14 protein-coding genes and 1 pseudogene are annotated in these 20468 nt (G+C 59.3%); 11 read left to right on the forward strand and 4 right to left on the reverse strand.

Annotated elements, in window-relative coordinates:
- The first annotated feature begins 59 nt into the window (after positions 1–59).
- The 4 genes from Q4Q11_RS09805 to Q4Q11_RS09820 all read left to right on the forward strand — a co-directional run bounded on the left by Q4Q11_RS09805 (position 60) and on the right by Q4Q11_RS09820 (position 6315).
- Positions 60–1463, forward strand: coding sequence for a hypothetical protein (locus Q4Q11_RS09805; protein ID WP_498569374.1), 1404 nt, complete (start codon positions 60–62; stop codon positions 1461–1463).
- Entirely contained in the window at positions 1460–3499 is a 2040-nt protein-coding gene (locus Q4Q11_RS09810; RefSeq protein WP_498569375.1) for a glycosyltransferase, read from the forward strand. Before Q4Q11_RS09805 ends, Q4Q11_RS09810 begins: the two co-directional genes overlap by 4 nt.
- Complete coding sequence (locus Q4Q11_RS09815) at positions 3496–5217, forward strand: Wzz/FepE/Etk N-terminal domain-containing protein (RefSeq protein WP_498569376.1); 1722 nt, start codon at positions 3496–3498, stop codon at positions 5215–5217. The genes Q4Q11_RS09810 and Q4Q11_RS09815 overlap by 4 nt, the downstream gene beginning before the upstream one ends.
- A 96-nt stretch (positions 5218–5313) precedes the next feature.
- Positions 5314–6315, forward strand: a complete 1002-nt coding sequence (locus Q4Q11_RS09820) for a glycosyltransferase family 2 protein (RefSeq protein ID WP_113214450.1) — start codon at positions 5314–5316, stop codon at positions 6313–6315.
- A gap of 38 nt (positions 6316–6353) precedes the next feature.
- Here the strand turns inward: Q4Q11_RS09820 and Q4Q11_RS09825 are convergent, their stop codons facing one another.
- Entirely contained in the window at positions 6354–7793 is a 1440-nt protein-coding gene (locus tag Q4Q11_RS09825; RefSeq protein WP_112509667.1) for a lipopolysaccharide biosynthesis protein, read from the reverse strand.
- A gap of 130 nt (positions 7794–7923) precedes the next feature.
- Positions 7924–9891 (reverse strand): hydrolase, encoded by a 1968-nt coding sequence (locus tag Q4Q11_RS09830; RefSeq protein WP_498569377.1) that lies wholly within the window; start codon positions 9889–9891, stop codon positions 7924–7926.
- 306 nt (positions 9892–10197) lie between these two features.
- Between Q4Q11_RS09830 and Q4Q11_RS09835 the strand changes: the two genes are divergently transcribed.
- The 3 genes from Q4Q11_RS09835 to Q4Q11_RS09845 all read left to right on the forward strand — a co-directional run bounded on the left by Q4Q11_RS09835 (position 10198) and on the right by Q4Q11_RS09845 (position 13768).
- The gene (locus Q4Q11_RS09835; protein WP_498569378.1) at positions 10198–11538 is read left to right on the forward strand and encodes an FAD-dependent oxidoreductase; all 1341 of its coding nucleotides are present in this window, start codon (positions 10198–10200) and stop codon (positions 11536–11538) included.
- A 173-nt stretch (positions 11539–11711) separates the two neighbouring features.
- A complete protein-coding gene (locus Q4Q11_RS09840; RefSeq protein WP_498569379.1) occupies positions 11712–12791 on the forward strand; it encodes a glycosyltransferase family 4 protein in 1080 nt (359 codons plus the stop codon).
- A gap of 44 nt (positions 12792–12835) precedes the next feature.
- Positions 12836–13768 carry a glycoside hydrolase family 16 protein gene (locus tag Q4Q11_RS09845; protein WP_498569380.1) on the forward strand — a complete coding sequence of 311 codons (933 nt, stop codon included), beginning with the start codon at positions 12836–12838 and terminating at the stop codon, positions 13766–13768.
- A gap of 47 nt (positions 13769–13815) precedes the next feature.
- On the opposite strand, the gene Q4Q11_RS09850 is transcribed toward Q4Q11_RS09845, so the two are convergent.
- On the reverse strand, positions 13816–14976 hold the full coding sequence (locus Q4Q11_RS09850) for a glycosyltransferase (RefSeq protein WP_498569381.1): 1161 nt from the start codon (positions 14974–14976) through the stop codon (positions 13816–13818).
- A 49-nt stretch (positions 14977–15025) separates the two neighbouring features.
- Here Q4Q11_RS09850 and Q4Q11_RS09855 point away from each other — a divergent pair.
- Positions 15026–15346, forward strand: a pseudogene (locus Q4Q11_RS09855) (autoinducer binding domain-containing protein); the annotation flags it as partial.
- 19 nt (positions 15347–15365) lie between these two features.
- Here the strand turns inward: Q4Q11_RS09855 and Q4Q11_RS09860 are convergent.
- Positions 15366–15845: an Lrp/AsnC family transcriptional regulator gene (locus Q4Q11_RS09860; protein ID WP_113214457.1), complete on the reverse strand. Its 480-nt coding sequence runs from the start codon at positions 15843–15845 to the stop codon at positions 15366–15368.
- Positions 15846–15964: 119 nt separating this feature from the next.
- Between Q4Q11_RS09860 and Q4Q11_RS09865 the strand changes: the two genes are divergently transcribed.
- From Q4Q11_RS09865 to Q4Q11_RS09875, 3 genes are read left to right on the forward strand one after another with little or no spacing between them, the layout of a single operon-like run.
- The gene (locus tag Q4Q11_RS09865) at positions 15965–18043 is read left to right on the forward strand and encodes a transketolase C-terminal domain-containing protein (RefSeq protein ID WP_498569382.1); all 2079 of its coding nucleotides are present in this window, start codon (positions 15965–15967) and stop codon (positions 18041–18043) included.
- 2 nt (positions 18044–18045) lie between these two features.
- A complete protein-coding gene (locus Q4Q11_RS09870) occupies positions 18046–19257 on the forward strand; it encodes a dihydrolipoamide acetyltransferase family protein (RefSeq protein WP_498569383.1) in 1212 nt (403 codons plus the stop codon).
- Positions 19258–19273: 16 nt separating this feature from the next.
- Positions 19274–20464, forward strand: coding sequence for an aromatic amino acid transaminase (locus Q4Q11_RS09875; RefSeq protein ID WP_498569384.1), 1191 nt, complete (start codon positions 19274–19276; stop codon positions 20462–20464).
- The last annotated feature ends 4 nt before the right edge of the window (positions 20465–20468 follow it).

Here is a 20468-nt window from a genome sequence, read left to right on the forward strand (position 1 = left end):
TGGCTTCCTCCCGACCGCAGCCATATAAGGCCGCGATCCGGCCACCGCGAGGCTCTGCCATGAGTATCGAGCCGATCGGGATCGCTGCCATTCTATGCGGGCTTTTTTGCCTGTTCCTCGGCAATGGTGCGACCGTCATAGCTCTGGCGGTGGCAGCGGTATTCGGATCGGCAGCGGCAATGTTTGTCGGGGCCGCAAATATTCAGCCCGGCCATGTCATGCTGGGCTTCCTTCTATTGGGTGTCATGACGCGGGAGCGCGCGACGCGCGAATTTCTGCACGCGTTGCAATTTGGTGAGCCCGGCTTCTGGTTTGCTCTCCTTGTTGTCTATGGCGTATTGAGCGCATATTTTGCACCGCGGCTTCTGTCGGGCATCACGCAGATCGTACCGCTCGGAACGACGATCTTTGACGACAGCCGATCGACGGTTCCGCTTGTTCCGGTTTCGAGCAATCTCACGCAAAGTGTCTACATGGTCGGCAACCTTCTTTGCTATGCCTTGACGGTTGCAGTTGCTTCGAATTGGCGCGGCTTCAACGCGGTTCTAGCGGGGCTTCTTGCCTATGCCGTTGCCAATACCGCCTTTGCATTGCTTGATGTCGCCACCTACTCCACTGGCACGCAAGGCATGCTCGCTTTCATGCGGAATGCGCAGTATGTGCTGCACACCGACGATCAGGTTGCGGGCGTCAAACGCATCGTTGGATCATTTACCGAAGCCTCTTCCTTTGCGCGCTCAACTCTCGGTGTGTTTGCCTTCACCGGCACGCTTTGGCTCTGTGGTCGCCGTCCCTACCTCACCGGCTTTGTCGCCATCACATCCCTTGTCTTGGTTGTGATGTCCACATCTTCAACCGGGCTGGTCGGTGCACCCGCAATGGGTTTGATCCTCTATATGACCGCCATTGCCGTCGGAGGTCATAAGAACGCCCGCCGCACCAGCACCCTGGCGATCGTGTTCGTACCGACGATTGCGACCGCGGCGGCGCTGCTGATCGCGATAGACCCTGATATGTCGAAGGTCGTATATAATTACATCAACATCATAGCGCTCGGCAAATCCACGTCCGACTCCGCCATCGAGCGCGGTTCCTGGAATATGGCCGCGATCCAGAACGTCTTCGATACCATGGGCGTAGGTGTCGGCCTTGGTACCGCTCGCACCTCCAGCTTTGCCCTCGCGCTTCTTGCAAATGTCGGCATCGCCGGCACGATTTTCTATCTGCTGTTCGCCTTCGGAGCGCTGATCAGGAAGCGCGGAATTCCGGGCAGCCTTGGCGCGGATGCGCGTCTGGCCGCCTGCAACGGCTGCTTCGGCCTTCTGGTCGGCGACATGCTGGTCAGTCCCGTCATCGATCAGGGTCTGTTCTTCTGCATGCTCGCCGGATTGGCATCGGCGCTGCCGGAGCGCAGCAGGCACCATATCCGCACTGGCCGCCCGATAGGAGCAGTAACCATATGAGCGCTGGCGCCCTTTTTGCGGTCAACGGCCGCTTCCTCGGTCAGAACCCAACGGGCGTGCAGCGCTACGCGTCGAATGTGGTGCGCGCGCTCAATACGGCACTTGCTGCCACCGACGACCGGGCGGCGATCATTGCCCCTCCTGGGACCTCGGATCCGGGGCTCAGCCACATGCCGCTGATGCAATCTGGAGCCCTATCCGGCCATCCGTGGGAACAGATCACCTTGCCGGCCCAATGGCATGGCCGACTCCTCAACCTTTGCAACACGGCACCCGCAACCAAAGCCGATCAGATCGTATGCATCCACGATGCCAATGTCTTTACAACTCCGGACAGCTATAGCCGGGCTTTCCGGATAGTCTATCAAACGCTGCAGCCGCTTCTCGTGAAGCGTTCGGCCCGTATCGTAACCGTATCGCATGCTGCGGCGCGCCAGATCACCAGGCATCTGCCGATCCGGATCGAAGACATCGCCGTTCTTCCCAACGGTCACGAACACGCCTTTAGCTGGGATCCGGCGCTTGCGCAGATTGCGCCGAGCTTCGTCACGGAGACCTTCGGGCGATGCGACCGCCAGTTCATCCTGGCACTCGGATCCAAGGCGCGGCACAAGAACCTTGCCTTGCTTGTCGATGCCGCTCCGGGGCTTGATGAAATGGGCATCGATATCGTGATTGCCGGCGGCGATGCAGGAATTTTCGTCCCCGGCGCACTCAAGGAAAGATCGAACGTCCATATGATAGGGCGTGTCTCGGACCATGACCTGGCTTACCTGCTCGAAAGAGCGCTGTGCCTTGCCTTTCCATCGCTGACGGAAGGCTTCGGCCTGCCGATCGTAGAGGCGATGGCGCGCGGCTGCCCTGTCGTCGCCTCCTATTGCGCAAGCATACCGGAAGTCTGCGGCGATGCCGCCCTGCTTGCCTCGCCGACCGACCCGGCCGCCTGGGTTCGGCAAATCCGCACCCTGAAGGAATCTCCGGGGATGCGTATCGACCTCATGGGGCGAGGATACGACCAGATCAAGAATTTCTCCTGGTCGCAGACGGCAGCCGGTTATATGGAGCTGCTTGCGCAGCCTATCGCGCGGCCGAAAACCTACAAGCCCTCCGGGGTAAGCACCCCGCATGTCGCGGTCATCGTTGCTACGCGAGGACGGCCGGCGACCGCAAGCGCTACGGTGCGTCACCTGCTCGCCACGCAGACGCTGAAGCCGAAAACCGTCATCGTTTCCTGCATCGACGTTGCGGATGCCGGCAATCTCATCGGTCATCCCGAAGTGACGGTGGTGACCGGCCCCGGCGGCCTGACGACGCAACGAAATACCGCGCTGCTGAACATCCCCGAGGACTGCGAGATCATCGCCTTTTTCGACGATGATTTCCTGGCGGACGCGAATTGGCTGGCCGCGGCGGCAAGAGCGTTCCGCGATGACAATCAGATCGCCGGCTTCACCGGCCGCGTGCTTGCCGATGGGGCCGGCGGCGCGGGAATCGGCTTCGAGGAGGCATTGCGCCTTGTCGAAGCCGCTCCGACAAGCGACTGGACCTGGATCGAACCCTACAGCCCTTATGGATGCAACATGGCTTTCCGGGCCGAGGCCATCGGCGAGACGCGTTTTGACGAGCGTCTCGTCCTTTATGGCTGGCTGGAGGATCGCGACTTTGCTGCAGCCCTCGCCAAGCGGGGCGGCCGCTTCGTCAAATGCGCGGAAGCTTTCGGGGTACACATGGGTGTCAAGAGCGGCCGCGTCAGCGGGGACCGCTTCGGCTATTCGCAGGTGATCAATCCCATCTATATGCTGCGCAAGGGGACGATGACCGGACCGATGGTCGCCAATCACATCTTCTGCAACATGGCCATGAACTTCTCGCGGGCCGTCTGGCCGGAGCCATTCATAGACAGATGGGGACGCGCAAGAGGCAATCTGATCGCAATCAAAGATCTCCTTTGCGGACGCCTCCAGCCCGAGCGGGCGGCAGGATTGCAGGCGAGAAGCAATGCGAGGCAACTCAAGTCGGAGGTGAGGACTAGATGACGCAAAACGCCCCGTCTCTACTGGAACGCTCGTCTCGGCTTTGGCGGCTGGACGAACTTCCTGCCGACAAGACCAGCGAAGGCCCGGTCGCGCTCCTGCGATCGTTGAGCATGCTCGCTCTGCAGCACAAGATGAAACTCATCCTCTGCACGGCGGTCGGTGTCGGCCTGGCGGCAGCCTACGCCCATTCGTTGCCACGCACCTATACGGCAACGGCAACCGTCCTGCTGGAACCCCGCCACCTGACGCTGACTTCAAGCCAGGACGCCCAGAACTTCGACCTCAACCGGGCAGACGGCGAACTTCAGATCATCCGTTCCGAACGTCTGCTCTCGGCCGTCTTCAGCAGCCTTAATCTCGGAGACAAACCGGAGCTTGGGCCGCAACCGCCGAGCATAAGCGGCTTTGTCCTCGGCAATGCGATGCGCGCGGTAAATTATGTATGGTCTGCCATAGGCTGGCCGGACACGGAAAAGGCGCCTCGTCCCGGTACCCCGACCGGCGCGGCTCGGACGAATGCGCCCGCCGTCGATGCACACCAGGCAGCGTTTTCGAATTTCACGCAGCATCTGGATGCCCGCCGCGTCGGCCAGTCCTACGTCATCGAAATCAGTTATTCTTCCTCCGATCCGACGCTTGCCGCGCGCATCGCAAACGCGACCGTCTCCGCCTATATCCTGCAGGCCGTCAGCTTCAAGGACGAGATGGCCCGGGCGGGAACCGAGGTGCTTCAATGGCGGCTTGACGCGCTGGCGGCTCAGGTCGCCGCCGCGACCGACGCTATGAAACAGGGCGCCTTGCCCGCTATTCCGACGCCCGACGGCGACGCGAGAATTATCGGCGCTGCACTGGTGCCGCTAAGTCCGTCGGGACCTCGCGCAACCTTGATTACCGTTTTGGGCGGCATTCTCGGCGTGCTTTTCGGTTTTTCGATCATCGTCCTCAACATCGCCTTCGATCGCAAGGTCCGCAATGCGAAGGATCTGGCGCGTGATACGGGGATATCCTGCCTCGGAAGCCTTCCGGATCCGGCCGGCCGGGCGAGCACCTTACGCGGCTCCTATAGCAGAAGAACCTCCCTTGCCGTCAATCAGCCTGGCAGCGCCTATGCCCTGGCCATTCGCAATCTCAGGACATCCATCGAGATCGCATGCTCGAACATCCGAAACGAGCGAGGACTCATCATCGCGATTACCGGATGGGAGCCGGGCCAGGGAATCCCGAAGACGAGCGTCAACCTCGCGCAATTCCTCAATCGAAGCGGGCGGCATGTCACCCTCTTTTATGACGAGGCAAGCCAGGACAATCAGAGCAATCGCGAAACGGACAGCCTGTTGATGACATCGTTGGCGGATGCTCTCGTCGACGATATGCGGCCCGAGCAGGTGATCCTCGGCAACGGACGCAAAGACGAACAAGGCGTTGCGCGGTTTGCGATCCACTCCACCAATGTGCTGACAAATCTTTATGTCGATTTCCGCGACAAGAGAGCAGGACGGATCGTGGAAGCGGCGAGAGCCAGAGGAGACGTGCTCCTGGCACTGCCTCCCGTCAGCACCTCGTCGGATGCGGTGGCATTGTCGGTTCACGCCGATGCGGTGGTGGTGATCGCGTGCGCCGGCAGGACGACGACGGATCAGGTGAACGATGCGCTGCTGCAATTGCGGCGCGCCGGCGCCAATGTCATCGGCACGGTCATCGATCTGGCAAAGGCGTGACGTGCGTCAAACGAAGCTGGAGGTCAGATGGAACCCGCTTCAAGATGCGCGTTTCAGTGGGATAAATCCGGGCGAGAGAGAGGCAGGTAGGATGAAATGAAAGCTCCCAGGATTGCTGTCGTCATCACTTGCTGGAACTATGAAGCCTATGTGGCGAACGCGATCCGCAGCGTCGTTTCGCAAGGTTGCGACGAATGCGAACTCGTCGTCATAGACGATGGTTCCACCGACGCGTCATGGGACGTCATCCAACGCGAGGGCGTCACGGCCTATCGCATTGAAAACAGCGGCCAGAGGGCAGCCGGCCTTTACGGCCTGGAGCGGACGCAAGCACCTTTCGTGCTGTTTCTCGATGCGGATGACGAGCTGGCGCCGGGCTCCCTTGCGACGATCCTGCCGGAATTGGACGATGGCGTTGCCAAACTTCAATTCTCGCTGACGCGGATCGATCATGGCGGGAACGTCCTTGGCGCCGGAACGACCGTAGAAGGATTTAGAGACCGCCACGTCATTGCAGACAGCGTGCTGCATACGGGCGTTTACACCAGCCCTCCGACGTCCGGAAACGTCTTCCGCCGTGATGTCTGCGAATATCTGATAGAAATGGACTACGATCCGGCAATTGACGGACTGCTGCTCTTCGTTGCCCCTTTCATGGGCGATATAGTCAGCCTGCCGCAAAGGCTCGGGCGCTACCGCATCCACGGCCGCAATTTTTCGGGACTGGGGCGACCCGTCGATCCCGCCTCGTTGCGCGAGGAATTGCGCCGATTTGTCATGAGGATGGAGCACCTGCGCCGAATTCTGAAGCCGACCGGACGCGCGGATGCGCTCATTCAGCCGGATGAGGCCTATTACTATCTCGAACGCAATTTCTATCTGGCGATTGCGGAAGGCAAACGCCCTTCGATCAAGTTCCTTCTTTCGCTGCTTCGAAAACTCTGGCGGCAGCATTACTCCTTGAAGACCAAGGGGACGATTGCAGCATTTTGCCTGCTTACGATGGTATTGCCGAACCGGAACGCCCGCCGCGGGCTCGCTTACCGGCTGAACGGCGGCAACCGTTCGACCGTCGGGCTGATACAGGCGCTGATGTAACGAATACGCCATCCTTGACGCGCAGGACGGTCGCAGGATCAACGGCGGTCGGCCAACTCGAACCGCCCTTGGCCGGCGATCAGGCGCATGCCAAGCGCGAGCAACGTACCGACATAGGCTGCCGCACCGGTTCCCGCGACGAAGGCGAGCTCGAAAACATGGTTCAAGGATCGACCGCCAAGCTCATGGCGCAGCATGACGACCCATAAGACCATGACAATGGCGGCAAAGCCGATTTTCCAGAGATTCTTCAGCTGCGTCCACATTCCAAGCTCCAGTTGCCGCCGCACCTCGTGGAGATAGAATGCAAACATGATGGTTGAAAGGACCACTCTTGCGGCGCTGACGCCGGTGATCGAAAAGAGATAGAAGCCGATCGAGATCAGCACGATCCGCAGACATAGATCGATGCCGTTCAGCCTGAAGAGAACACGCGGACGATCAAGCGCAAGACTAACCGAATACAAGGTCTGAAAATAAGGTATCGGGATCACGGACAGGGATAAAAGGCTGAGCAGAGGAGCAGCATCCTTCCATTTTCCGCCGAGAAGCAGATCCGTCACCAGATCTGCCGTCAGAAATATCCCGACACAAGCAGGCACGGAAATAAGCATCGCGAACCGAGCGGCTTTGAGAAAGGCAAGACGCATTCGCTGCTGATCCGAAGTTATAAGCGAGAATGCAGCCATGACCGGTTGCAAGGCTGGACCGATGAGACTTTGCGTCGGAACCACCGATACGTCGCTGGCAACGGCATAGCGCCCGAGCATGGTGCTGTCGGTGGTCGCACCGATGAGAAAGCGATCGAACTGCCAATTCAATGCCGAAATTAATTGTGCGGAACTGAACCAGCCGACGAAGCCGGCAAAATCGGAAAGGCGCCGCAGCGAGAATGATGGGCGGTAGGGTGCAAGCAGGTAGGAAACCACTACAGCTGCCACCGAATTCGTCACGAAATTTGCTGCAATTGCCCAGTAGCTTCCTCCGGAAAAGACCGTGATCATCGCAATGGCGAAGGCGCACAGCTTTCCGCTGAACTCCAGCAGGAACGTTTGGCGAAAACCGAGCTGGCGGGCGAAATGCACCATCGCCGGACTATAGAAACCCCTGGCAATCGGCCCGATCGCCAGAACGGCAACCAGCGGCGTGAGTTGCGGATTATGGTTGATCAGCGAGAAGGGCCATGCGGCAGCCAGAACGATGAGCGCAATCAGCCCGCTTCTCACGACACTCAGCGTAAAGCCCGTGTCCAGGTGGCTTTTGTCGATCACATCGAGCCGGACCATCGCCTGCGTCACCGGCACTTCCAGCACCGTATCCACGACCACGACAAGCGACATTGCCAGCGCCGCCAGACCGAAATCGGCAGGCGTCAAAATACGGGCGAAGAGCAGGAGCGTACAGAAATCGACGAGACGGCCGACGAAGCGTGAAACGACGAGCCAGCCGGCTCCCTTGAAGGCTTTGAACGCAAGCATGCCGACCCTAGTGCTCCGTTTGTCTTGGATCCGGTCCGGCTTTCAGGCCAGGGCCGCCAGCGCCTCCACAGAAGCCATGATCGCCAAGCGTCGCGTCACTCATGTACATGTCCTTGGCAAACTCCGTTGTTCAGCGATACAGCCGAGCCGAAACCCCTCGCAACACATGCGCCATTTCCAGCGCGGCGAGCAGCGGCGGCTTGAAGCGGGGAAAGTCCCGGGCAATGGCGCCCTCGCGCCAAAGATGGGATTTCACCGACATCAGCTTCGCGGCCAGAGCGACTTTCTGCGGATGATTGAGCACCTGCACAACGTCGGACCGACCGAAATCCACGGAACGTGCGCCGACCCCGAGCGCGATAACATCACTCGGGCTCGGATTGATGATCGCCTGTTTAAGGCGCAGCCATGCACGATCGGCATCCCGCAGGACTTGGGCTCCGCTCTCGACATGTTCGATATATTGCAGCGCTCCCGACAGAAGCGGGTTTTCGACCGCGGGGTTTATGGCGCCGAACCGAATATCACCCGAATTGGCGATGACGGCACCGTCGATGGTCTCGCTGAAATGACGAACGGAAGGCAGAGCCGGCTCGAACAAGCTCTCGATGATCTGCCAGTATCGCAGAATGACCGTTTCCGTCTTGAACGGGTCGTAAAGGTTCTGCTCGACCACGAGGCCGGCGACCCTGGGGAAATGATCCTCGCTCAGGCCCTTGTAGTTGCAACGGGCAAACTGGATCGTCTCGAAGCGCTGCTGCGGAAAGCCGGCCGCCAACAAGCGCTGCGTGCTGCCATAAAGGCCGGTATCGCAAAGAACGATGCGCTGCGCCCCTGCCGATACCTGTTCCAGATGGCGGGTGAACAGTTCGTTCTGCCTGCGAATATCTTCAAGGACGGCACCGCCGGCATCCGTCTCGAGAAGCGCAAAGAACCGCGCGGGATCGAATATATGGCGCCAGGTGTCAGGCAATTCATAGCTGCGCCCGCCCAGGGCGCGGGCGACATCCGCGAAACTTCCGCCCTGGAATTCACGTCCAAGCTCGTCGAGCACGGCAGGACTTCTGACCATGACCGCAGAGCGCGCCGCGACCAGCCTCGAAATCAGAATATTCTCCCGCTTGACATCGAGCGGCAGGCCGAGCGTCCGCAACATGCGCTCGAACGCCTCCCGGATGCCGATGCCGCCCCGCGCGCAGAAAAGCAGCGTCGTGTCGTGACCAAGCCCGGCCTGCGCGGCGTAGAGCCAGATATAAAGACAGAACTCCGCGACGATCGGCCCGAAGACGTCGCGGCCGAACAGGACTTTGTCGCTCAACGCGGAGTGCGGTCGGCCGCCTCGCCTGAGCTGCTTTCCGAGTTTACTGAACGCCTCGGTCCGCGCTCCATCCAGGCGCGAAGCGTAACGTTCCAGCTGGCTCTTCGGCAGGTGAAGCGTCCGCAACCCCATCGAGGCCGGCATCCGAAAATCCGCCGTTTCGTCATCGCCTATGTGCAGGACGCGGGACGGAGCGACGGATTCATTCTTGAGGACGGCGCTGAACAATCCGCCATAACGCTTGCTCGCCTGGGCGTCGGCGCTTGAATAGATGCCGTCGATCAGGCCTGGGCCATGGAAATGATGGATCAGCTCGCCGAGCTCGGCAGCTGAAAGCGCGGTATCGCTGACGGCGACGATACGCGCTCCGGCCTGCCGGAACTGCCTCAACAGCGCGGCGAGCCAGGCGTTGGCGCGAAGAGCCGTCTTCTCGACGGAGAGTTCTATGGCAATGCGCTCGCTTACGAGATCGTCCGGCAAGCCAAGCAAATTGAGCTGCCAGCCGATGATATCACTCAGCCTCACCTCCCCGATACCGTCGCCCATGTTGAGTGCCCGATAGGCGAACTTCTGCGCAAGAAGGCGGCATTTGACGAGTTCGCCAACCTCGAAGAGCAGTCCCCGTTCTTTCAGGAGACGGGCAAACCGCGCCTCGCCTGCGGCAATACGCGAGCGCTGCGACTTCCCGCGGCGCAACAGCAGCGTGTCGAATACATCGGTGGAAATCAGGTCGATTTCGCCAATATTCCTGTAGAGATCGTCGAGGCTTGGCCGTAGCACGAGATAACCTCCCCGGCGTTCAACGAAATAGTAATAATCTACACGGGCACAATTTATTCACAATCAAACCCGGCACTCATCCAGAAGACAGGCCGATCCATTCTTGATGTAACTACACAAGCGCCGCGATATCAAGTAAAATTAAAATATAGATTGAGAATTCACTCGAATTTTTGTTCCATATAGCCCTTACACAGATTTGTGATACACCATAAACGAAGTGAATTTTCGACAGTTTTCGACTGAAACTTTCAGTAAGCAAAAATTTTAATCTCCTTATAAGAAGCCGCAGCAGGGGACCGTTCCATGAATGATGCGGGTCATTATGCCGCCAACGATGTCATCGCCGAGGTGGAGAGATTTGATGCCATCGTCCTGGGGGCGGGCATCTCCGGACTGGTCTCCGCCTCAGTGCTCCAGAAGCAGGGCTATCACCGCGTCCTGATCGTCGATGCGTACGACCATGTCGGCGGCAATCACATCGACTGGTCGCACGCAGGATATACGTTCGATATCGGCAGCCTCATATTTCAGGACGATTCGCCGCTGCTTGCCCATTTTCCGGAATTGCTGCCTCTCTATGTTCCCATCGAACCGACATGGGCGCGACTGAACCCTCAGGGAATGATCACTGCTTATCCGATTTCGGTGCGCGACGACATTTTCAGCGCCGGCGTCACGGAAGTGCTGCGAATTTTCTCCTCGGTCATTTTCGCGCGTCTCTTCCAGCGAAAGATGCGCAATGCGAAAGAATTCGCCCGCTATTGGATCGGGAGCCGCCTGCTGCATCGCTCCGGCCTGGAATCCTATATGAAGCGCTTCTATGGAGCCGCGACCGAGGCAATAGACATCGATCTTGCCCGTAAGCGGATGCTCTGGATCAGCGAACACGCGTCCTTGAGAAATCTGATAGCGCGGGCACTGAGGCGCACCCAACCTGGGCCGGCCAATCGGCAAATGGCGCGTCCGAAGGAAGGCTTTCAGTTCCTTTACCGGGCTGCGGTCGAACGATTGGAGCGGCGCGGCGCGGAATTTCAGTTAGCGGCGGACATGCGAACGATCCGCAAGGTTCACGACCAGCTTCACCTGCAATTGCAGGACAGGGTCGTGGCTTCGCATCGTGTTATCTCGACCATCCCCATCCACGTAGCGGAAAAGCTGTGCGGCCTCGATTCAGGCCGGAAGCTTGAGACGATCACGCTCATCTCCCTCTATTTCAGCTTTTCCGGCGAACGCGGCTTCTCGCAATCGATCATCTACAATTTTTCGCATCAGGGCGCCTGGAAACGCCTCACGATGTATTCCGATTTCTACGGCAAAGTCGATGACCGCGATTATTTCACAGTCGAGGTCATCGGCGACCAGATCGGCTGCTCGATTGAACGCGCCGAAAACGACTTCAGGGATCACGCTCGTGCCAACGGGCTTTTCCAGGGCGATCTCAAATTGGAAGGCAGCGACATACTCGGGGAAGCATATCCGATCTATAGCAAGGGCGCTGCCGGCCATGCTGCGCAAGCAATGCAACAACTCCAGGCTTTCGGCCTTGAATCCTTGGGGCGCCAGGGCGCTTTCAACTATCAGCCCACCGCGCGCGCCTCGACAGTGGAGGCAGAAGCAGCGCTGAGGACGAAGTCGGAAACATAAGTATTCCTAAAATCAACTGAATATAAATTGGAAATTTGTCGCGCAATCAATGAGTTTCACAGCGGAATTGCGGAGACTTTTATGATTGCCATGCCGAAAGAGCTAAAGCATACTGCGCCAGCATCCTCGATATATCGTGTTTATATTTATCACACTTATATAAGGTGCATTTTATGCGGATTTTGCATATATTGAACCACACGAACAGGCTGAATGGACACGTCCATGCGGCGGTCGATCTGGCGTGCGCACAGGCGCAATTGGGCCATGACGTCTGCATTGCAAGCGGTGGCGGTGATTTCGATCCGCTGCTGCATGAGAACAATGTCGCGACAGCGATGATCGACCATCAGCGAAAGCCGGTCAATCTGTTGAAGTCGTCCTTTGCCTTGCGAAAGCATGTCCATGCCTGGCAGCCCGATATCGTCCACGCCCATATGATGACCAGTGCAGTTCTGGCGTGGCCGATTTGCCGACTGTCGGGCACTCCGCTCATTACCACCGTTCATAATGAATTCGAGAAGAGCGCGATCTTGATGGGCCTCGGGAACCGCGTCATTGCAGTCAGCGAGGCGGTGCGGGCTTCCATGCTCAAGCGCGGGATACCGCCATCAAAGCTCTGTGTGGTCCTCAACGGCACGATCGGCTCCGTTCGCTCCGAAAGCCGTAGCAGGACACCCGCCGACCTGCCGTCTCCCAGCATCCTTTTCGTCGGCGGCCTGCATCCAAGAAAAGGCCTGCCCGATCTCTTCGAGGCCTTTCGCCTGGCTCGTGCAAAGCACCCCGAAGCCAGACTTTTCATCGTCGGAGAGGGGCCGTTCCATGACAGCTACATGGAAATGGTCGCGAAGATGGAGTGCGCTTCGGCCATCGCCTTCCTGGGAGCCAAGCAGGATCCATTCCCCTGGATGGCGGCTGCGGATATTTTCGTATTGCCGTCGCATGCCGATCCCGCGCCGCTGGTTCTCTCCGAGGCCCGCGAGGCGGGATGCGCCGTCATCGGCAGCAATGTGGACGGGATCCCGCAGCTATTGGAATATGGGGCAGCCGGAATATTGGTGCCGCCGCACGATCCGCCCGCCTTGGCCGCCGCGCTCTGTAACCTGCTTGAAGAACCTCATCGACTGCAGGAGTGGAAAGACAAGAGCCAAGTGCATATCGACCGTTTGACGATCAACCGCGTCGCCCATGAAACGCTGGATATTTATGGCAGCGCTCTTGCAGCCGGCTCGAAGAACGCGGCCGCCGCGTAGCTCGAACTGACGGGAGCGATCCATTCGATCGAGGAGAAGCAGCGATGCGAAGCCTGACATCCCGGCGCAAGGTGCTGATAGGCACCGCATCGCTTGCAGCAGCCGGCGGTTTCCTGCTTGCAAACCGCCATCCGGCGGCGCAAGCATCACCGGATCCGACAGCAGGCCGCGCGATCGTCTTCGAGGAAAACTTTACAGCGCTTGATCAGGCGATCTGGCATGCAGGAGCCAAGGCGACAACCTTCGACAGCGGCTTTTACGGCAGATCGGCCTTCAGCCGCTTCGGCGGCGAGGAAGGGTTCGATCCTTACGCGATCGTGGACGACCCGTCCGCCAGCAACGGCAAGGCACTGCAGATCTCGGCGCAATATATCGGGCGCCCCATGCAGGTTCCGAATTACTACGGCAACAATCTGCCTGAATATCAATGGATATCGGGCAACATTCAGACGGCCAGGCCGGACGGCACGATCCTGAAGGGCTGGCGACAAGGCTACTTCGAGGCGCGGATGTGGTTTCCGGCTCATCCCTTGAGCTTTCCGGCCTTCTGGCTGATGAATGGCAGAAGCATTCTGTTTCCCACAACGAGCATCGAGCTCGACGTGGTCGAGCAGAAGGGCTGGGAGCATGATCTCTATGGCGCCTATCTGCATGAGTGGGGCAAGCCGGGCGAGCATCACGAAGGGGTCGGCGTTCCCACGGATGTGGATATTACAACGGGCTATTTCCGCTATGGCCTGCTTATCGAGGGTGCGCGCTGCCGCTTCTATTTCGAACGCAAGCAGATCCTCGATCCCAAGACGGGCGAGCCTGTCGACTGGATGCTCGGACGCTCGGCGGAAATGGATGCGCAGGGCGATGTTTTTTGGCCGTTGCTGACGCTTGCGCTGCGCTCGGACGTGCCCTTTCCCGATCCTCTGCAGCCGCAGGATCGCCAGACCTACATGCGGGTGGACTACATGCGGATCTATGGATGATCCCTTGAAAACCCGGCCGGTGCCGGGTCGCTCAAGGACACCATCTTTCAGGCAATCAGCGGCGCGGGTCCCATAGAGGCTATGCGCAACGCATCGGCGTGAACGTCCACGACCCGCTCGGTATCGTAGATGTCTATGAAGTTTTGACGAAATTCGGCATGCGCGCGCTCGTCGTGGAGATTGTCGCAATAATAAAGCATCGCCTTGACGAGTTCCTCGCCTCCGGCGATCGGGACGAGAAGGCCGAGGCGTCTGTCGACCAATATGTCGCTCGGGCCAAATTCGCAATCGGTCGAAATGACCGGCAAGCCGAACCGCAAGGCCTCGCATATCGCCAGCGACCAGCCCTCCCAGCGTGATGTCGACACATAGACATCGCTCGCCGCCAGCGCCGGCGAAGGATTGTCGGGATGGTGTTCGACGCTCACCGCGTCTTCGAGGTTCAAATCCGCGATCTGTTCGCGCAGTTCCGCCTCGCCTGCCCCATACCCCACCACCTTCAGCCTGATATTAGCGCGAAGCTTGTAAGCCTCCGCAAATGCCTTGAGCAGAATATCCTGCCCTTTCTGGAAAGAGAAACGACCGACGTTCACGAATGTCACGCAGCCGCCCTCCCCTTCGGGCTTCTTATGGAGGGGGTCAAACCTTCTAACGGGATTGGGCAGCCAATATTGCCGGACATTGCTTCTGAACATCGCCTTGAAGGACTCGAGCTGCCGTGGCGACGTGCCGAACACATAGGTCAGCTGCCTGATGAAATAGATCCTCATCAGGAAGAACAGTATCTTGGCTTTCAGATGGCTTGGCTCCAGCCGCGGATTGCCGTGCAGGTGCATGGCGAAATTCCGCCGGATGCCGATGCAGGCGATCATGCAGATCACCGTCGGCTCGATCTGAGGAACAACGACCAGATCGTAGTCCCTTGCCCCGATGACATCGCGCAAGACGGACATGAGTTCCCGTCTGTTGTGCACGATCCTGTCGATCGTATTGTAGCTCTGTGTTCCATCCGGCCGGTTCTTGTGTTCGGACGTGTAGAGGACATCGATATCGAAATCGGCCGCATACTTATCGGATAGAGCGGAGCATATGGTGTCGACGACTCTTTCGATGCCGGCAAACGAACTCGTTCCCGGCTGGATGTAGAGGATTTTCTTAGGCGATGCAGGCGGAGCCTGTTCCTTCTCAGTCGACAATACGGCTTTCATCTGCACGCGCCCTCTTCGACCTGTCTGTCCGTCTCTGACTATACTATCAATGTTAAAGGCAGATGAGGGAATATTGCCGCAAACTCGAGAGAAATCTATACGAAATAATGCCTGCGCCGAATACGGATCATGCCAATCTCATTGCCTGTCCGAGATCGCTCAGGCAAATGCGACCGACGAATTGCGGCAGTTTCTTTTCAGGTTCTGCTCCATGTACGGTCTTGCCAACGCCGCTTTTCATGTCAGGCAGATGGCTGCGCTTTCACAATGGAACCCGCTTCTCCTGCTGACCTGTCCGGCGGAATGGGTGGAAACCTATATTGCCCGCGACTATTTTTCGACCGATCCGGCTGCCCAGTACCACTCCACTCGAGTGCGGCCGGAGGCCCCTATCGCGCGACACTCGTCGGCAATGCCGTCGTGTATTTCACGCATTTCAACGAGAAGTGCGACGACGAACTCAACACCGCTTCGTGTGTCAGGATACCGCGCATTAAAAGCCCTTCATATTCCCTGACATCGGCAACAACCGCGCGGATGAGATAATCCCATTCTCCCGACATGGAATAGCATTCGAGCACTTCGCGATAGCTCGCGATGAACTGTTCGAAATCGCGCCGCGTCGCGGGATCGTGGGTCTTCATTTTGACCTGGCAGAAGACATTGAGGCCCTTGCCGATCTTGTCGGGATCGACGAGACGAACCGTCCTGCCGAGCACGCCGGCGCTCTCCAGTGCCTTGATCCTTCGCCAGCAGGAGGCGGGCGACGCACCGACCTTTTCGGCGAGCGCGGCTTGGGCGATATCCCCCTCCTCCTGCAGCACCCGGAGGATCGCTCGGTCGACGTGATCAAGATCGAAATCTTCCATTCAAAAACCTAATGCTTGTGAAATGAGCATTTCAAATATTAGGCAAAACCATGCGAAATTGAAAGGAATAACGCGGGTGTTCTGAATTAGAATTATGAGGCCATATGGAGGAGGATCACATGGCCCAGCTAGCTTTGAAGAACCATGAGCGAAACTCGCCAGACCATCGCATCGACTGGCGTCGGGTTGCCTATCTCGTCCACCTCTCCCGAGCCCTCGACGAGATGGAGGAAAAGCGCCTCGTTCCGGAAAAGAAGGTCCTCTATCAGTTTTCGGCGCGCGGCCACGACATGGCGCAAATCCTTCTCGGCACGCAGCTGACAGGCTTGCACGATGCGGCCTGCGGCTATTATCGCTCTCGGCCTCTGCTGCTCTCGCTCGACGTCGATCCGGCCGATGCTCTCGGCTCGGCCATGGGCCGCGCCGGCGGCTATTCCGACGGGCGCGACATCGGTGTCGTCTTCAACTATCCGAACCGCTCCGGCGCCTCGGCCCTGCCCATGTGCGGCGGCGTGGGAGCCCAATATACGCCGACGGCCGGCTGGGCGCAGGCGATGAAATATTATGCCACCACATTGGGGCGCGAAGAGTATACGCGAGATATCGCCGTCGTCCTTGGAGGCGATGGCTCCGTCGCCTCGAACGGATTTTGGGCAGCGGTGACCGCCGCAACGACGCAAGCATTGCCGATGCTCTTCTACATCGAGGATAACGGCTTCGGCATCTCCGTTCCCTCGACGGCGCAGACGCCCGGCGGCAATATCGCAGCCAATCTTGCAAGCTGGAGAAATCTTGCAATATTCGATGGCGACGGCAGCAGCCCCGCCGAGGCGGCAAATCTTGTGCACGACGCAGTCTCATTCGTCCGCCGTGAGCGCAAACCCGCTCTCTTACGGCTGACGGTTCCGCGCCTCGAAGGCCACAGTTTTCAGGACACGCAGACCTATAAGAGCGAGGAAACCGTGAGGCGCGAATGGGCACGAGATCCCTTGCCGCGCCTCAAGGACTTCCTCGTCCCCGCCGTGATGACCATGGAGGAGTGGGACGCCTGCGAGAGCGAAGCACGAGAGGCGGCAGAAAGCGCGTGCGCGCGAGCCGAAGGCAGACCGGTTGCAGACCCATCCACCGTTACCCGCCATGTGTTCTTCGACGGCGACATGCAGGCGATGGGCGGCCAGCATCCCTCCGGATATGTGCCGCCGGCGGCAACGGACGAGCCCGAGATGTCAGGCCCCCGCATCAACATGGTCACGGCGATCCGCAGGACGCTCGAACATGAGATGGCGATCAATGAACGCGTCGTCATGTTCGGCGAGGATATCGGTCCCAAGGGCGGGGTCCATGCCGTGACCCTCGGCCTGCAGGAAAAATTCGGCAATGAGCGCATTTTCGATACGTCATTGTCCGAAGAGGGAATTATCGGCCGCGCCGTCGGCATGGCGCTGGCAGGGCTCGTTCCTGTCCCTGAAATCCAGTTCCGGAAATATGCCGAGCCGGCGACCGAACAGCTGAACGATTGCGGCACCATTCGCTGGCGCACCAACAACCGGTTTGCGGCTCCCATCGTCGTGCGCATACCCGGCGGCTTCTTCAAATGCGGCGATCCCTGGCACAGCCAGACCAATGAAGTAGCCTTCGTGCACCAGCCCGGCTGGAAGGTTGCCGTTCCCTCGAATGCCGAGGATGCCGTCGGCCTGCTGCGCACCTCATTGCGCGGCAACGACCCGGTCATCTTCTTCGAGCACAGGGCAATGCTCGATCATGCCTGGGCACGGCGCCCCTATCCCGGCGACGATTTCGCGCTGCCATTCGGTAAGGCAAGACTAACGCGGACCGGCAGCGACATCACCATCGTCACCTGGGGCGCCATGGTGCACCGATGCGAGGAAGCGGCCGAAGGCTTTTCCGCCGATATCATCGATCTTCGCACGCTGATGCCCTGGGATCGGGAGGCCGTGCTCGCTTCGGTCGCCAAGACGCATCGCTGCCTCATCGTCCATGAAGACCTCGAAGCAGCCGGTTTCGGCGCCGAGATTTCAGCCGTGATCGCAGACAAGGCCTTCACGGATCTCGACGCGCCGGTTTCACGGCTTACCATGCCAGATATTCCGAGCCCGCATAACCCGATCCTCCTCGATTGGGCCGTCCCCTCCACCGAACGGATCGCCAAGCGCATTGCTGAAATCCTGGAGTTCTAGCGATGACGAACACGATCGAAATTACAGCGCCGATCGAACAGGAAGGCACGAGAGCGGTTGTCCGCAACTGGCTGAAACAAATCGGGGACCACGTTCGGGAAGGCGATGCGCTTGTCGAACTGGAAACCGACAAGGTGACCCAGGAGATATCGGCACCTTGCGACGGCATCCTCAGCGAAATCGCCATGTCGGATGGCGATGACGCCGCACCTGGGGCGATCCTGGGGCGACTAAACGTCGAAGCGGGCCTTGCCATGGAAGCACCTGCCAGCCCCTTGCAGAGAGAGCCAGCCTCGACTGCGCCTGCCGCGGTTTCCAGCTATTATTCGCCCGCCGTCCGCAAGGCCGCCAAGGAATATGGGCTCGATCCGGCTAACCTGAAAGGCAGCGGCAGGGGTGGGCGTGTAACGCGGGCCGACATGGATCATGCCCTGGAGATGAGCAAATCACACCCATCCGCTCCCGCATCGCAGCGGGTGCCATCCACCGAGCCTTTGCCGGCACCGCCGGTTGAAGGCAGATCAAGGACGATACCCCATTCGGCCATGCGGCTTTCGGTCGCACGGCACATGGCCCAATCCTTAGCGACGGCACCTCAGGTCACGGCAGTCTTCGAGGCGGATTTCACCGCGATCATACGCCACCGCAAAAGCCACAAGGACCGTATGAAGGCCGAAGGCATAAACTTGTCCTACACGGCCTATTTCATGGCTGCGTCCGTCGCAGCCATGAAGGCCGTACCGGAGGTCAACAGCCGGTGGCATGAAGACAGTCTCGAGATATTCGAGGACATCAATATTGGCATCGGGATCGCATTGGCCGACAAAGGTCTGGTCGCTCCGGTCATCCGTCAGGCGCAGACCCTCTCGCTTGAGCCGATCGCCGCCCGGCTGCAGGATCTGACGAACAAGGCGCGATCCAATGCCCTCAGGAACGAAGAGCTGAAGGGCGGGACATTCACGATCTCCAATCACGGGGTTTCCGGCTCGCTGCTTGCTTCACCCATCATCATAAACCAGCCGCAGTCGGCCATTCTCGGCATCGGCAAGCTTGAGAAGCGCGTCGTGGTGCGGGAGGTGGGTGGGGTCGATACGATCCAGATCCTCCCGATGGCCTATGTGTCGCTCACGATCGACCACCGCTCACTGGACGGCCACCAGACGAATGCCTGGTTGACCGAATTCCAGCGGGTTCTGGAGGAATGGCCTCAATGAGTGCAGGGAGGAGCAAATGAGCAAGACAGCGTTTTTTGACAGCCTGGCTGAACAAAGGCCGGACCCTCTGCTGGAATTGATCGCCAAGTTCGCCGCCGATCCGCGATCTGGAAAGATCGATCTCGGGGTTGGCGTTTATCGCGACGAAATGGGACGCACTCCGGTCATGAGAGTGGTCAAGGCGGCGGAGCACTATCTCTGGGAAACGCAAGAGTCCAAATCCTATATCGGCCCCGAGGGTGATCCCGCCTTCCTGCGGACGCTGGCGCTCGAAGTCTTCGGAGAGCATCATGGCGGCAGGCTGATTTCCGGAATTCAGACTCCGGGCGGCACCGGCGCCCTGCGCCTGGCTGCGGAGCTGCTTGCCCGCGACAAGCGGCGGAAGATCTGGATCGGCACGCCGACATGGGTCAATCATCAGGCGATCTTTGCCGCCGTCGGTCTTCAGATGGGAACCTATCGCTTCTTCGACATCGGCAAGCAGATCGTCCTTGTCGACGAGATGCTGACGAGTTTGCAGAATGCCGCGCCCGGCGATGCGGTTCTTTTGCAAACAAGCTGCCATAATCCGACAGGCGCCGGACTTTCGCCGCAGACCTGGCAGGACATTGCCGCCGTCATCGCTGCCAAAGGATTGCTGCCGCTCTTTGACAACGCCTATCAGGGCCTCGGGCGCGGCCCCATTGAAGACGCGGCCGGAATGATGACGATCATCGAAGCGGTCGGTGAGGTCATGGTCGCCGTCTCTTGCTCCAAATCCTTCTCGCTCTATCGGGAACGCACGGGCGCGGTCTACCTGCTCGGAGATATCCAGGCATCACTCGACAAAGGTATCGGCAATCTGGCAAGTCACGCCCGCGCGAGCTACTCCATGCCGCCGGCGCATGGGGCAGCCATTGTCGCGGCAATCCTCCAGGATCCCTCCCGTCGCCGGGCCTGGGTCGATGAACTCGGCGAAATGCGCATCCGCATGGCCGAGATCCGCCGGGCTGCCGCCGAAGCCTTTGCCCGCTTCCGTCCCGAGCTTGCCGGTATCGGCTCCCAGGAGGGCATGTTTTCCGTTCTGCCGATCTCTCCTGAAAATGTCCGGCAGCTCCAGGCCGAGCGTGGCATCTACATGCCGGACTCCGGAAGAATTAACGTCGCAGGCATGCGGATGGAGGACGTGGCATCCGTGGCGGAACGCGTCGGCCCATACCTGACGTAAATAT

The organism is Rhizobium sp. UFLA01-1127, from assembly GCF_059803845.1.